Annotated in this window: 8 protein-coding genes; all 8 read right to left on the bottom strand. The window is 60.7% G+C overall.

The features are described 5' to 3' along the window. Positions 1 to 97 precede the first annotated feature (97 nt). Complete coding sequence (locus ACR65W_RS14055; RefSeq protein ID WP_434501224.1) at positions 98 to 766, bottom strand: ATP-binding cassette domain-containing protein; 669 nt, start codon at positions 764 to 766, stop codon at positions 98 to 100. After that, entirely contained in the window at positions 763 to 1,935 is a 1,173-nt protein-coding gene (devC, locus tag ACR65W_RS14050; RefSeq protein WP_434501223.1) for an ABC transporter permease DevC, read from the bottom strand. Before devC ends, ACR65W_RS14055 begins: the two co-directional genes overlap by 4 nt. Then, complete coding sequence (locus ACR65W_RS14045) at positions 1,932 to 2,948, bottom strand: HlyD family efflux transporter periplasmic adaptor subunit (RefSeq protein ID WP_434501222.1); 1,017 nt, start codon at positions 2,946 to 2,948, stop codon at positions 1,932 to 1,934. The genes devC and ACR65W_RS14045 overlap by 4 nt, the downstream gene beginning before the upstream one ends. Before the next feature lie 51 nt (positions 2,949 to 2,999). Beyond that, positions 3,000 to 4,367, bottom strand: a complete 1,368-nt coding sequence (locus ACR65W_RS14040; protein WP_434501221.1) for a glycosyltransferase — start codon at positions 4,365 to 4,367, stop codon at positions 3,000 to 3,002. 4 nt (positions 4,368 to 4,371) lie between these two features. After that, complete coding sequence (locus ACR65W_RS14035; RefSeq protein ID WP_434501220.1) at positions 4,372 to 5,304, bottom strand: SDR family NAD(P)-dependent oxidoreductase; 933 nt, start codon at positions 5,302 to 5,304, stop codon at positions 4,372 to 4,374. Positions 5,305 to 5,347: 43 nt separating this feature from the next. Continuing rightward, positions 5,348 to 6,259 (bottom strand): ChbG/HpnK family deacetylase, encoded by a 912-nt coding sequence (locus ACR65W_RS14030; RefSeq protein ID WP_434501219.1) that lies wholly within the window; start codon positions 6,257 to 6,259, stop codon positions 5,348 to 5,350. Positions 6,260 to 6,359: 100 nt separating this feature from the next. Further along, positions 6,360 to 7,391 (bottom strand): 3-oxoacyl-[acyl-carrier-protein] synthase III C-terminal domain-containing protein, encoded by a 1,032-nt coding sequence (locus ACR65W_RS14025; protein WP_424376686.1) that lies wholly within the window; start codon positions 7,389 to 7,391, stop codon positions 6,360 to 6,362. A 59-nt stretch (positions 7,392 to 7,450) separates the two neighbouring features. Beyond that, positions 7,451 to 13,813 (bottom strand): SDR family NAD(P)-dependent oxidoreductase, encoded by a 6,363-nt coding sequence (locus ACR65W_RS14020; RefSeq protein ID WP_434501218.1) that lies wholly within the window; start codon positions 13,811 to 13,813, stop codon positions 7,451 to 7,453. Positions 13,814 to 15,027 lie beyond the last annotated feature (1,214 nt).

Genomic DNA, 15,027 nt, shown 5'->3' with positions numbered 1-15,027 from the left:
CGGCGACGTCGTAGTGACGGCAGCCATTTAGCGGGCCTCTCATGCAAATTGGGGCAGTAGCCGAGCAAATTGGCTACGCTTAGCGTGAATTCAATTGCTATTTGATGACCCCATCCTCGAGATTAATAATGCGATCCGCAATATCGAGTATTCTATAATCATGGGTGACGATCAAAATCGTCGTTCCATTCTGCTTGGCGAGATTTCTTAATATCTCGACTGCCTCATGGCCGCTATTCTTATCGAGAGACGCGGTTGGCTCATCTGCGAGCACGATCTTCGGTCTGGAAACCAAGGCGCGGGCGATCGAAACGCGCTGGCGCTGTCCGCCAGAAAGCTGCTGGGGCCGATACTCCAGACGCTCCTCTAGTCCGACCTGAGTCAAAATTTGACGCGCGAGCCCGACCCGTTCCTTTTCAGAAAAGAAATCATGCAGCTCAAGCGCCATGCAGACGTTTTCTGTGGCGGTCAGCGAGAGGAAGAGATTGTGCTGCTGAAAAATATACCCTGTCTGCCGCCGCACCGCGATCCGCGTGCTGGTTTCGCTGCGCACCAGTTGTTCGCCGAGTACGACGACGCTTCCGGAGGTCGCGAGCCTCAGTCCTCCCAGGATGGTCAACAGCGTCGTTTTTCCGGAGCCCGAGGGACCGGTTAGAATGACAATTTCGCCGGTTTCGATGGAAAGATGAATGTTCGTCAGGACCTGACGACGCAACTCGCCTTGTCCAAAGGCGAAATTCAAACCTTTCACGTCGATCATGCTCATGAGAACATGTCGGCCGGATCCGTCGATTTCAATTTGCGTATCGCCAGTAAGCCAGCTAGCACGCACATTGTCAGGATAAAAAAGAAGACGCTAGCGATGCGCCCGATGGTCATAGGAAACGGGATGAAAATAGAGCGTTCCGCCACTTGATAAAGCAGCGTGGACAGCGCCATGCCCGGCAGAAACCCGAATACCGCCAGATATATGGAGGAAGCAAAGACAATGTTTCGGAGATAAGATTGGCTGTATCCCATAGCTACCAGAGTGGCGTATTGTGGAATGTTGTTTCCAATATCCGTGAACAAGATCTGATAGACGATCACCATGCCAACGATCAGGCCCATGAGCGTGCCGAACCCGAAAATGAAGCCAAGCGGCGCGGAATTTTCCCAGTAGGCTTGCTCGAAGCGGACGAGCTCTTCATAGGTCAATACCTGCACCTCCTGCCCGACGAGTCGCACGAGCGCGGCTTGCGTCGCGGCGATGTCGGCGCCCGGCGCCAGCAGGACGAAGCCGATATCAATCTGATCAAGGGATCGCGTTGGAAAAACGCGATGAAAGTTGAGATCGCTCATCACGACATTGCCGTCGGCGGCGAAAGTGGTGCCCATATGGAAGGTGCCGACGAGCTTTACCTTGCGACCGTTTATTTCGGTGATGTCGCGCCCGGAGGCGATCAACTCTTTTATCGGACCAAACTCCGGGCGGGAGGTCACGTCGAATAGCGCCGTATCCTGCCGCTGCAGCTCGGGCCTGAAAGTCGTAAATTCGTCGATATGAATAAGCTCGGCCGTGGGATCGTACCCATAAATCATCAGCGTCCGCTGGATGTGGGTATCCATATTCTTGAATTGTCCGAGCGACATGTAGAGGGGCACGACTCGCCGCACCGTCGGAAGGCCCAAGGCGCGCATCAGGATGCTTCGTTCGAAGGAGACCGGGCGCCAGAGGGCTTCCGTCTGCTTGTGCAGCAGAAACAGCTGGCCCTGCATTTTCAGGGGCGCGGAAGACGCGCTGGTGTAAAGCGAATCTCGAAAGCCAAGTTGCATGAATACGAGGACGCAGGCGAACAACACGCCCAAAGTGGCGGCAAGCAGTTTGGGCTTGTCGTATATGAGCTGGCGCCACGCTAATCGAGCGGCGAAGAGCGCCGGGGGTAAACCGCTCACCGTTCTATTTGCACCTGAACCTGACGGAAGAGCTGGTGCCGAAGCTGTTCGATCCCCGGGCGCTCTAATGTCAATCGCACCTCAACGATCTTATTGTCCCGATCTGCGAGCGGATCAGTGTCGTTGACCCGATTTTTGCGCACGAGAAAAGCGATCTCGCGTACCTTTGCCTGGTACGGCGCGCTGACCTCTGGAAGCTTCACAATCGCCTTCTGGCCGACTCTGATCCGTGGAATGTCGGTCTCGTAAACTTCGGCTACAACGTCCAGCTCGTTGAGATTTGCAATGTCGGCCACACCGTTGGGACCGATGCGCTCGCCGGGGCGCGCATTGATCTTGATGACCACGCCGTCGATCGTCGCGGTCGACACCGCCTGCGACAGCTGCGCCTCCTTGAGTTCCAGATTGGCCTCGCTCTGCAGTACGCTCGCGGTCGCGACGTCGACATCCGCCTTGGCCTTTTTCAGGCGCAACTCGACGCCATCAACCACGGAAAGCGTGGCGGAGCCGGATTTGTACAGGCTCTTCTTGCGCTCGGCGTCCCGCTGGGCGCTCTCGAGTTCGGCCTCGGCAGCAAGGCGACGCGCCTTAGCGGCGCTAATTTCCGCCGCGGCGAGCGCCACTTCCGCTCGGCGACGACGCCAGTCGGAGAGCACCGCGATCCGGGTCCCCGCCTTGATCGCCTGGCCTTCCCGCACCAGTATTTCGCCGACCACGCCGCCGGTCGCGGCCGCCTCGTTTGAGACTCGGATGAGTCGCGAGCGCGGTTCGATCCAGCCCAGCGCGCCAACGCCGAGGGCCGCGGGAGCCCACGCCGTCTCCTTTATCGGTTTGGCGGGCGCGTCGTCGGCGCCCACGAAATACGCCCAGACGAAAAGCGGCAGGCCGATGGTCAACGCTGCGACTAGAATGATTTGGACGATCAATCGCAGGGAAATGCGATTTCGCAGCAAACGTTCCGCCCGATGCAGAGCCGCGGCATCCGACACTCCGAAACGAAATTCGTGGTTCATTTCACCCGCCGCCATGCCGTTATCGGGATTTAGACATTGCCGCCGCAACCCTCAGACGCGCTCTGTTCCAGGCTCACCTTCGACAACGCAACCGCTTATTTCTCGTCCTGGACGCCTGAGCCTTTGCGATATTAACGCTGCGGCGGACTCCGCGCCATCGTTTAATGCGATTTCATCAGCGACCGCCCTCGCACGGTAAGCATAACTAGCCGATGACAAGAGCCATTCAATATTCTGCGCCAGTTGATCGACGGAGACGTCTTTAGCCTTCAGCGTACGCGCAACGCCAAGTCGCCTCAGGCGCTCAGCGATATCGAATTGGTCGTTACAAAAGGGGGTTACAAGTTGTGGCTTGCCGGCGCGAAGCGCCTGCCCCACAGATCCCATTCCGCCGTGATGAACCACAGCGCAACATCTGGGAAACAGCAGCGAATGCGGGACGTAGCCGTGCACGGAAATCTCGGAAGACATCTCTTGGCGCAATTTGTTCACATCGGCGCTATCCGCCAAAAGAATAGCGCGCCTGTTGAGGGACCGAGCTGCGATGGCGCAGTATCGAAAATAATCTATCCGATCGATCGCGACGAGGCTCCCAAGCGTGAAGACGATAGGTTCGGACCCTGAGTCCAAAAATTCTATTAAGTCAGACGGAAGCCCCCCCGGGTCGGACGCGCCCGCTGGCGTGTTGCGCCCATCGTGGAAACTATGTCCAACAACGATTTCCGATCTTGTCCGCTTGGAAACCGGCGGCATCAGGAGTGAGCTGAACAACCCGATCGTCGCCGCTGCGCCCGGAGCGCCCACCAAAAGCTCAAAACCGCGCACGCGAGGCAAACCCAGTTCATCTCTGAATCGCGCGAGCGGCGAAGCCATAAGAGTTAACCCCGCTTCGAGCGTTTTGAGCAGGAGTCCGTTGTATCCGACGGCGAGCGGCGACGGAGATATAATGAACGGCGCCGGCGTCCCTAACGGAGGATTGTCCGGAGAAAACAGCAGCATGGGCGAAAGAAATACGTTGAAGAGAGGAAGATTCCGCTGTTCCGCAGCGGCCTTAGCGCCGAACGCTAAGCAATGCGTCACTACTCCATCAACATCCTTTGTCAGTTCCATGACGTCCGAATATGCGTCGCGAAGATGCGGAAACATAACCTGATCAAATAGAAATCTCTTATTCCGCGACATTTTGGTCGCGATCTCGCCCTTCTGCATATTGAGCCGGGATGAAATTTCTCCGAGATCCGGTCGCATAGGCCGGAAGTCTAGCCCTTCGCTCTGCACCAGATCTCGATATTCTTCCGACGTGGCGATGACAGGGACGCACCCTTGCCGCTGCAGGGCGCGCCCTAGCCCAATAAACGGATTCACATCACCAAGCGTGCCAAACGTGGCGATAAGGATCTTAGGGCGGTCTAGGGCCATTGGATCACTTCTCTTTTGGCAGCGCGGCTTGATACCAGCGTCTTTTGGCAGCGCGGCTCGATACGAGCGGCCGCCGAATTTTATCGAAGCCGAAATGGCGGGCCATCAGCCAGTCCATGAGGCGCGGCGGCATGAGCAGCTGGGCATAGTAGTGTAAGGCGCTGCTGCCGAGCACGAGGACGCGCAGCGGCGGCCGCGACCCGACGAGCGCGTGATGGACCGCTTCGGCCACAAGCTCTGGCCCGACTGCGGTGCGACCCTGGTCCACCGCCCATTTCTGCACGCGGCGCGCGGCTGGGCCGTAGATCGTCCGGTCGAAGGCGTCGAAAGCGGACGAGTCGGCCTTGTCCCAGATCGGCGTGGCGATCATGCCGGGCTCGATCACCACGACCTCGATCCCATAGACCGCCAATTCACGGCGGAGCGCGTCGGACATGGCTTCGAGCGCGAATTTCGAGGCGCTGTAGGGTCCCATCAACGGCCCGACCATCCGGCCCGCCACCGAGCTCATGTTGACGATGCGGCCCGGCTCTCCCTGATAGGCGCGGGCGCCGAGCAGCGGCGCGAAGGCCTGCGTCACCCGAAGCTGACCGATGACATTGACCTCAAGCTGGCGGCGCAGCTCCTCGACCGGCACATGCAGCAGCGGCCCCGCCACGGCCATTCCGGCGTTGTTGACGAGCCCCGCCAGCGTCTCGCCCTGAAGCCGGTCCTCGACCGCAACGGCTGCCCGCGCGACCGCATCGCCGTCGGTCACATCGAAGAAGAGCGGCGCGTAATTTTCGCCGAACTGCGCCTTCAGACGCTCGGCGTCGGCGGCCGTGCGCACCGAGCCGAATACCAGGAAGTCCTTTTCGACGAGCAGCCTGACGCAGGCTTCGCCGATGCCCGTCGACGCGCCCGTAATGACGACGGCCCGTTTCGCGCCCTCGCTCATGCGGAAATCCCCTGCGCTTCGAGCAGCCGCGTCAGGGCTTCGCTCATTGGGGCGTCCCCTCGCTCATCCGTCCGCCGCCCGGCGATGGGTGCGGACGGGCCTCGCTGAGCCGCGCGAGCCTTAATCCTCGCTCTTCCAGCATTTCCGGTAGACGCGGCGAGAGCAGAAAAGCAAGTTCCTGCTCGCGGGTGACGGTCACCCAGTCCTGGGCCCTGAGCTCGTCGTCGACATGGCCGGGATGGCACATGACGAGATGGCGGCGCCCCGGCGCGCGAAGATAGGTCTCGAAGGCTCGTGCATAGTCCTTCCCCGGATCGAAAACCGAGTGGCCGGAGAAACCCTCATTGGTCACGAAGCCCTGACGCAGCGCGGCGCGGCGAAAACCCGAGGACAGGCCCTGAACAGCGAGCGCCAGGGCGAGCGTTTTGGGCGCATGGGCGCCGCGCAGGACGATGCGATGGAGCTCGTCGGCGGCGTCGCGCAGCCAAACCCGACCCGCGAGCCCTCGGGCCGCCAAGACCTCGATCAACGCGTCGCGGACGCCCGGCAGCCCATGCACATGTTGATGGCCGTCGACGTAATCCGGCTCGCGGCCCATCACCGTCTCGAAGCGGTCCAGCTGGCGATCGATCTCAGCGCGTATCTCAACCAAGGGAAGCTTGCGGCGCAGGGCGAGGCGGACGACGGTCGAGACCGGCGGAAAGCTCCCCTCCGAAGCGAAGGTCGGCATCGGTCCCAGCGGGCGGCCCAGCGTGAGGTTGAAATGCAGGCCGACGTCCGCGTTCCGGCAGCGCCGGCGCAACTCGACCCCCATGGCGGGCCAGCGTGGGCCATTCACCAGCGCCGAAACCGCCGTCAGCCGGCCGGCGTCCAGCGCCTCGAGAATGCCGATGCTCACCCCGTAGGACAGGCCGTAATCGTCGGCACAGATCGCGACGATGCGGTCGTCCTTCATCTCACCCGCCTCTTTCTAAGGAACAGTCGCCGGAACGAAGGACCGGGACCCATGCGAATGACGATGGCGGGCAGTGTCGTGAGCATCCTCATGAACTCCTTCAGTAGACGAAGGAGTATGCCGAGAACGACATGCCCGCACTGGCGACGACCGCGGCAAGCAGGTCTCCACGCGCCACGCGTTGTTCTTCGATCGCGAAGGCCATGGCCGCCGGCACCGAGCAGGAAACGAGATTGCCGCAACGCGGGTAAACGTTGGACACCAGATGCCGCAGGCTGAACATATCGGCGAGGTCGTCGCCCGCCTTTTGCGACGCCGCGTGAGGGAAAATCGCGCGGAGCTTGTCCAAGGGCGGATTGAGGTCCTGAAACACCTGGATGAGTTCGGGGGCCGCCGCCTCGAATAATTCATAGCCGTAAGACGTAAAGCGGTTGCCGTTCTTGCCGATGCGCTCAGTCTGATTGCAATAGCCCTGAAAGCCGTTGACGGGGATCGTGCACAGATCGGCGAGATCTGGCCGGGAGCGGAACTTGAATTTCCACTCGTTCGTCGGATCGGCTGAAAGGATGGTCGCCGTGGCCGCCTCGCCGATCGTGTATGTCGGGAACGTCCAGGTTAACTCTCCCTCGTGCCGCAGGGCGAAATTGCCGAGCCGATTGCCGGTGACGCTGAACTCGGCGTTGACGATCATCGCACGCTTGCTGCTTCCCGACTGCAGAAAGTGATAGATGATCTGGGCGCCCCGCGACCAGCTGTTGCAGGCGTCCAGCACATCGAAGCAATGCGCATTCTTGAAGCCCAGCGCATGCGCCACGAGATAAGCGCCGGCAGGCTCGATGAATCCGCGTCCGACGCCAACATAGACGAGCGTATCAATATCATCTTTGGTGCATTTCGCTTCTTCCAGCGCGGCGTCGATGGCGCCGGTCAAGACGCTCAACGGCGTTTCGCTTTCCTCCAGCGTGTAACGCGTCTGCGCGCCGCTGTAGGTCAGCCAGCTCTCGATCCTCTTTATCGCCGCGTCGAGATCTCCGTCATACGTCGCTTCGCTGCTTTCACGGACAATCTGAAGGACGTCTTCATTCGACAGCTTGCGCGACGGCAAGGCCGCCTTCACGGCATCAATGCGCATTTCTTATGTTCCTCGAGCTCAGTAGGTGCAGATCTGATAACCGGACCGGTCAGTTGCTTTCAGCTTAGACGCTTGAGCAAATCTCGACCGAGCGACGCAACCGTTCGTCCCTTCATGAGCTCCATGAGAGAAACTTCGACGCCCAGCGTCGCCTTGACGGCGACCTGCAATTCCACAGCCATCAAAGAGTCGATGCCCATGTCTGACAATTGAGCGTCTATGTCGATGCGTTCGCAGGGAATGCGAAGAGTCTCCCCGACGACGCGACGAACAACGCCGACAATATGCTCACCGCGCTGTTCCGGCTCGATCTGCGCCAGTTCAGCGCGCACCCGGTCGATGACGCTGTCGGATTCGTCGCGGGCCTCACTGACGAGAGGCGCGAAGCGGGGAGCCGAACTCGCCGGATGGGTGGACGCCCACTTGGCCCAGTCGACATCGACATAGGCGAATTGCGCCGTTCCCTGAAGGAGAGGCGCTTCCATATCCTCAAGCGCTTCCGTGGAGGAAATTGGCTGGATGCCTGCCCGCGCGAGGTGCTGCGCAACCGTCTTGTCACGCGTCAGCATTCCGACGTCGCCAATCGCGCCCCAATTGACGCTTTGACCGGGAAGGCCGAGCGTCTGGCGATAGTGCGCGAGCATGTCAAGGAAGACGTTGGCCGCGACGTAGTTTCCTTGCCCAGGGTTGCCGATGAGCGCCGAAATGGATGAAAAACACAGGAAGAAGTCCAGCGGCGCGTTACGTGTCACACGGTGCAGGTTCCAAGCGCCGACCGCCTTGGGGCGATAGACCGCGTCGAACCGTTCGTCGGTGAGTCCAGAAAGTACGGTGTCGTCCAATACGGCCGCCGAATGCACCACGCCGCGCAGAGGCGGAAGCTCCAGGTCGATCCGCGCCATCATGGCTTCCACGTCGGCTTCGACGCTGACGTCGGCGGCGATGCTGACGACGTTAACGCCTTGCTCTTCGAGCGCCGTCACCGCGCGTTGCGCCTCGCTGGAGGCGGCGCCGCTGCGGCTCACGAGGACCAGATTCTCCGCACCTTGCTGCGCCAGCCAACGCGCGGCGTTCAGGCCGAAGCCACTGAAGCCGCCGGTCACCAGATAAGTGGCGTTGGACTGAATCAGCTTTTTCTCGACTTCCGCCGGCACGACTTCGACGCGCGCCGGGTCGGCGAATGACAGGACAATTTTACCCGTCTGCTTTGATTGCGCCATGAACCGGAAGGCGTCCGTGGCCTCGTGCAGCGGGAAGACGGTCACAGGCGTGGGGCGGAGATCGCCGTGCTCGAACCGGTCCCAGATATGGGCGAGAAGTTCCCGAATCGCACTCGGCTGCTCGGCCATGAGTCGATCGAGATCAATCGCTGCAAACAGGAGATTCTTGTTGAAGGGCAGCAGCGGCAGCCGCGCGTTCTCGACGATGTCGCGCTTGCCGATTTCCACGAACCGTCCGAAGGGAGCCGTCACCTCCAAGCTTTTGACCAACGTCTCTCCCGCGATGGAATTGAGGACGACGTCGACGCCCCGGCCGTCAGTCGCTTTCAGGACGCCGTCGGCGAATTCGAGGCTGCGCGAGTCGAAGACCTGCTCCACGCCCAGCGTGCGCAGATAGTCGCGTTTCGCCTCGCTTCCCGACGTGACGAAGATACGTGCGCCGATCGATTTCGCGACCTGGATCGCCGCGAGCCCCACGCCGCCGGCGGCGGCGTGAATGAGCACGGTTTCGCCAGCCTTCAGCCGTGCGATGTCATGCAAGGCGTAATAGGCCGTCATGAAGATGACGGGAACGCTGGCGGCCTCTTCAAACGTCAAGGACGAAGGCTTGCGCATGGCGAGCAGGCTATCGACGGGAACGCGCACATGGGAGCTGAAGGAGCCTTTGAAGGAGCCCATCAACTCGTCGCCGACCTTATAGGCCGTCACCCCTTCGCCGACGGCGGTGACGACGCCCGCCGCCTCCATGCCGAGTTCCGCGCCGTGATAGGAGCCCTCCAGAGCCTTCGCGGGCAACATGCCCAAAACCTTCAGCACGTCCTTGAAGTTGAGCGCCGCGGCCTTGATCTCGACTTCGATTTCGCCTGCGGCGGGAGCGATCCGAGCGGTCTCCTCGAAGCGCAGGCTCTCCAGGCGGTTCTCGGTCCCTCGCGACAAGCGGAAGGCCTGCACGGAGGTGGCGGAGACGGTGCGCGTCTCGATCTCGCCATCATCCTGGCGGAGCGCGGCCGCCGGAACGAGCCGCTGCACGCGCCGCACGTCGCCCCGCAACGCGACCTCGGTTTCGGGATCGTCGCTGAGGATTTGCCGAGCGAGGAGATCGCGATTCCCGTCAAGGGGATCGACGTCGACGGCAGTGCATTTCAAATTGGGATTTTCGCCGGCGATGGTGCGCGCCAGACCGATCAGCGCGGCGTGCGCCATATTCACCGTCTGCGAACCTGGCAAGGGCTGCGCGAGCGACGTCACGACGAAGAGTCTGGGGGAATCGTCTCCCGCGTCCTGGCCTTCGAGCGCTTGCGCAAGGCGGAGGAGGCGCTTGGCTTCGCCAAGATCGCTCACGGCATCGTCCGCGCTCGGCTTTGATTGTCCCATAAAGACGATGGCGCGAAGCCGCGGGCTTTCGTCGATAAGCTTGCGCGCGGCGATGACGTCCGTAAGCGACTGCGCGTCCAGGGTCCGGACTTTGGCGCCGTTCTCTTCAAGCGCGGCCGCGAGTTCTTTCGAAGCGTCCGGATTTGCTGCGAAGAGCAGACAGTCTCCGACCCGTTGATCGGTTTCGCTGAGCGGCTTGACCTCCCATGCGAGCCCGTAGGACCTGCTTTCAAGCCGCTCCTCTGGCGTGAGTTTCTTCGTGTGGAGCGCCTTGCATCTGATGCCGCGGACTTCCGCCGCGATGCTGCCGTCCGCGCGATAGAGAATGAGGTCGCCTTCGAACCCGTCCGAGGACTGATCGATCACGCGTCCGTGCGCCCAAAGCGGGGCGCCGCTTCCAGTGTGAAAAACCACTCGACCCACCCCAGCCGGCAGATAGGTCGATTCCTGGAGCTTGCCCTGGCCGATCGCGCCCACAAGCGTTTGAATGGCGCCGTCAAGGAGGGCGGGATGAAGCCGATAGGCCTCAAGCTCCTCAGACGGCCCTTGAATGACCTCCAGCTCCGCCAGTATCTCCGCGCCGTTTCGCATCAGATTGCGAACAGTGCGGAAATGCGGGCCATAGGCCAGCCCGTACGCAGCCAACCGATCATAAAGTTCGCCGACGTCGACCGACTCCCGTATTCTCTCCTTCACCTCCGCCAACGACTCGGCTCCGGTGCGAGGCGGCGGCAAGGCGAGCACCCGACCCATCGCGTGCAGCGTCCAAGAGTCGGTTTCGTCGTCCGTCTGGCCGTAGATATGGAATTCCCTCGCGCTCCGATCGAAGGTCGCCCGAACAATCGGATCTTTGAGCGTCGGGAAGACGAGCGGTCTAAGGAAGGACAGATCTTCGAGCGTGTAACTGGCCTGTCCGCCGTCAAGCAGCGACGCCATCGCCAGACCCTGCTCAATATAGCCGGCGGCGGGAAAGACGATCGCTCCCTCGATGACATGATCGGCCAGATAGGAGATCGATGGCCTACCGAGATCATGCTCCCAGCTCGGCGTGGGCGACGACACCCGACTTCCCAACAGGGGGTGCTCCGTGCGGCCAAGTCGGTCGAGCGCGCCTGCGCTCGTCTCGTTCCAATAATATTCTCGCTGCCAGGGATACAAAGGCAGCTTCACGAAGCGCGCGCCGACGGGAGAAAGCGCGCGCCAGTTCACGTCATAACCGTTCACGTAAAGCGCGCCGAGCGCGGCGAGCGCCGTCGCGCGCTCGGGATGCTCACGGCGTAAGGTGGCGATCGAAACGCCGCCCGCTTCGCTGGCGCGCAGAACTTCCTTGATTGACGTCGAGAGCACAGGATGCGGGCCGACTTCAACGAAGCCGCTCAGCCCGTCGGTCACCATGGCGACCATCGCGTCGGCGAACAGCACAGGCTTCCGCATATTGGAGCACCAATATTCCGCGTCCAAGTCGGGGCCTTCGACGCGCCGACCGGTTACGGTGGAATAGAGCGGCGTGTGAGGAGTTTGCGGGCGAAGCCCCTGCAGGGACGTCCGCAGCTCCGGCTTCAGCTCCTCCATCTGGGGGCTATGATAGGCGACCTCGACATCGAGGAATCGATTGAAGATCTCATCCTTGGCGAGCTGCTCCGCGATTGACGCCAGCGCTTCGCCGTCGCCAGCCAGCGTGACCGTTGAAACGCTATTGATCGCGGCGATCGAAACTGTTTCCGGACAGGACTCCAGAATGCGTTCGGCCTGCTCTCGATTGAGGCCGGTGGCCAGCATGCGTCCTTTGCCGGCGGCCAGCTGCTGAAGTCGGCTGCGATGATAAGAGACCGCGACGGCATCCTCGAGGCTCAGCGCCCCCGAGACGTAGGCGGCGCTCACCTCGCCGACGCTGTGTCCGACCACCGCCGCCGGATAGACGCCCCAGGAGCGGAGAAGTTCGGCTAAGGCGACCTGCACGACGAAATTCGCTGGTTGCGCGATACGCGTCTCTTTGACCCGTGAGCGGCTTTTGTCCTCGCGCATTTCCTCCAGAATGGAGAAGCCGGCGAGGGGGCGGAAGATCTCGTCGATCTCCTCCGCCGCCTTGCGGAAGACCGGTTCGTTCTCGAGCAGTTGCCGGCCCATGCCCCACCACTGGGGCCCCATGCCGGTAAACACGAAAACCGGTCGCGATTCCGCGCGCCGTAGCGCCTTGCCCTGAATGACGTGGTCGCTGTAGCCATGTGCGGCGAACTGCTCGAGCTCCGTCGCCATTTCGGCGGCCGAAGCGGCGACGACGCTCAGTCGGCATTCGTGGGCGGAGCGTCGAATCCGCGCCGAATGGCAAATGTCCTCAAGCGCCGCACGTTTGCCGCGCGAGAGCATCTGCGCATAGGAGCGGGCGAGAGCGGTCAGAACCTTGGGATCGCGGCCAGAAAGGGTGAGGATCTGCTCTCCCGCCGATCCATCCTTTTTCTCCTCCAACGGCGGCTTTTCCGCGCGCTGAAGCACCACATGCGCATTGGTGCCGCCGAAGCCGAAGGAGTTGACCCCGCAATAAACATCGCGATCGTTCTGTGAAAGCGGCTCGAGGCTTGTGGGCAAGCGAATGCCGAGTTCCCGGAAGGGAATCTTCGGGTTGGGATTTTGCAGATTGGCTTGCGGAGGCACGGCCCCTCGGTCGAGACAGAGCGCCGCCTTGATAAGTCCGGCGACGCCCGCCGCCGCTTCGAGATGACCGATCGTCGATTTCGCCGAACCGATCAGGCAGGCGTCGTCAGCGTCGCGTCCGGCGCCAATGGTGCGTCCAAGAACGCCGGCTTCGATGGGATCGCCCACCGGCGTCCCCGTGCCATGCGCCTCGACGTAGCGCACATCGCTAAATGGCACGCCGCTTTGCGCGTAGACGCGCCGAATCAGCGCCTCCTGCGCCACCGCGCTGGGCATCGTGATGCCGTCGGTGCGCCCGTCCTGGTTGACGCCCGTGCCGCGTATCGTCGCGTAGACATGATCGCCGTCTCGCAGGGCGGCGGCATAGGGCTTAAGCAGGACCACCCCGGCGCCTTCGCCGCGCGCATAGCCATTGGCGCGTTCGTCGAAACTCTTGCAATAGCCGTCCGGCGCCAAGAAGTGGCCCTTGCCCATGATCATCGGATACTCGGGCCGCAACATGACGTTGACGCCGCCCGCCAGCGCCAGGGAAACGTGGCCACGCCAGATATCCTGGCAGGCGAGATGCACGGCCACGAGTGACGAGGAGCAGGCCGTGTCAACGGAAAGGCTTGGGCCGCGGAAGTCGAAAAAATAGGAAAGCCGATTCGACAGCAGCGTCATCAGCGCGCCGGTGCCCGAATGGATGCTGATATTCTCCCGATTATGCGGGCTCAGCTGATCGAGCATGCTGTCGAGCGTGAAGCCGCCAATATAGACGCCTGTTTCGGAGCCCGCGAGCGTTTCCGGGACGACGCCAGCGTCCTCCAGAGATTCCCAGGCCACCTCCATGAGCAGTCGCTGCTGCGGGTCTACATGGACCGCCTCCCGCGGCGATATATTGAAGAACGCAGCGTCAAAGCGATGGACCGCCTCGTCGAGAAAGCCGCCTTTGCGGGTGTAGATCTTGTTCGGTTTATCGGGGTTATCGTTGAAGAATCGATCCATGCTCCAGCGGTCTTCCGGAACGTCGCGAATGGCGGGGCGGCCGGAGACGAGGAGGTTCCAATAGGCGTCCGGGCTATCGGCTCCTCCAGGGAAGCGGCACCCCACTCCGATGATCGCGATCGGCTCCAACTCTCCGACCTCGTCGCCGCGAAATCCCGATGCCTGAAGATTCAGATTGCGTTCGTCCATGGCATGACTCTTGCTGAATATATATCGTTGTGGATCATGCGTTACTCAACGCACAAGCGAGTCGCTATCTCAAACCAAAATATTATTCTTTGTTAGGCACATCAAATACTTAGGGCGTCAACAGATGTCCTTGAGCGGAATGCGGTTGACACGTAATTGTAACAATTGGCGTCGTGGAGCATCCTTGCTTCTCCGATTGAACTGATAATAGGCTGCTTCGACCATAAAATTTCTTGGGCAGGTTGCACTGCAGCATATTCGCTATTCGATACCACAGCACAAGTCAACATGTATTTACTTAGGTTCCTACGCCAACTGCCCGGCGAATGTTAAGACAGTAATAAACACAACCCCTTGCTAAATTTTGGGCAATTATCACTTTAGCATAGTAGATGCAAATGGTAGACTGCAGCCGACCGACCAGCGCTTAGTGATTCAGAGATGGGTAAATGCGTCAGGATTTTTGGCTTGGGGCGAGGAGCGAGCGGTTTTGGACGATTGCCCCCTTCGTTGATTTGCTTGCGGTCACTACAGGGGTTGTCCATGAACTCCGGCGGATGAGTCTGCGTTGAACCCTGGAAGCGAGATCGCCAAGATTTTGTCATCCCGGTGAAATACCGGATAAGATGTCTTATTTCGGAATTGATATATAGACTCTGTATTTATCGCAGCACTCAGAAATATAGTGTTTTATTTTCACCGATCTTGGCTGATATGATGCGGACATATTAAGGTTTGATCTAAACTCCATTCAAGCTGCCCCCGACCAAACATGAACCAAAACCATGTTTGGGGGACTTATGAAGCGCGGAATTTGAAAAGCGACTTGTTGCTCGACAGCGCTGACGGTTACCATCGACGCGCCAATGGCATGAAGGATATCTGACGGCGGTCGCGTCGGCTGCTTATTGGGATTGCGGGCCATGACAAGGACCACCAAATCACTTGGCCGCGACGCGGCAGATGAATCTGCATGGTCTCGGTTCGAGCGCGCCGTGGACGCGGCTGTCAGGGGCGGACCCAAGCACAAGATTGCGCCACCGCCATCCGTCAGCAAAAAAGCGCGCCCCGCGAGCAAGGGGCGCGTCCATAAGGGGAAGACGAAGGCGTGAGGCTCTAGCGTAGCATGTTGCACAACGCCAAGCTGGCTGTCGGGGCGCGCCTGCCTCTGGCTTACGCATTTAGGCAACGCATCCGTTTCCGATTTACCAATC

It is taken from the genome of Methylocystis sp. (genome assembly GCF_051062815.1).
In the GTDB taxonomy this organism is placed as follows: domain Bacteria; phylum Pseudomonadota; class Alphaproteobacteria; order Rhizobiales; family Beijerinckiaceae; genus Methylocystis.
The sequence above is the reverse complement of the archived record's forward strand: the minus strand, read 5'-3'. Positions and strand labels throughout refer to the sequence as shown.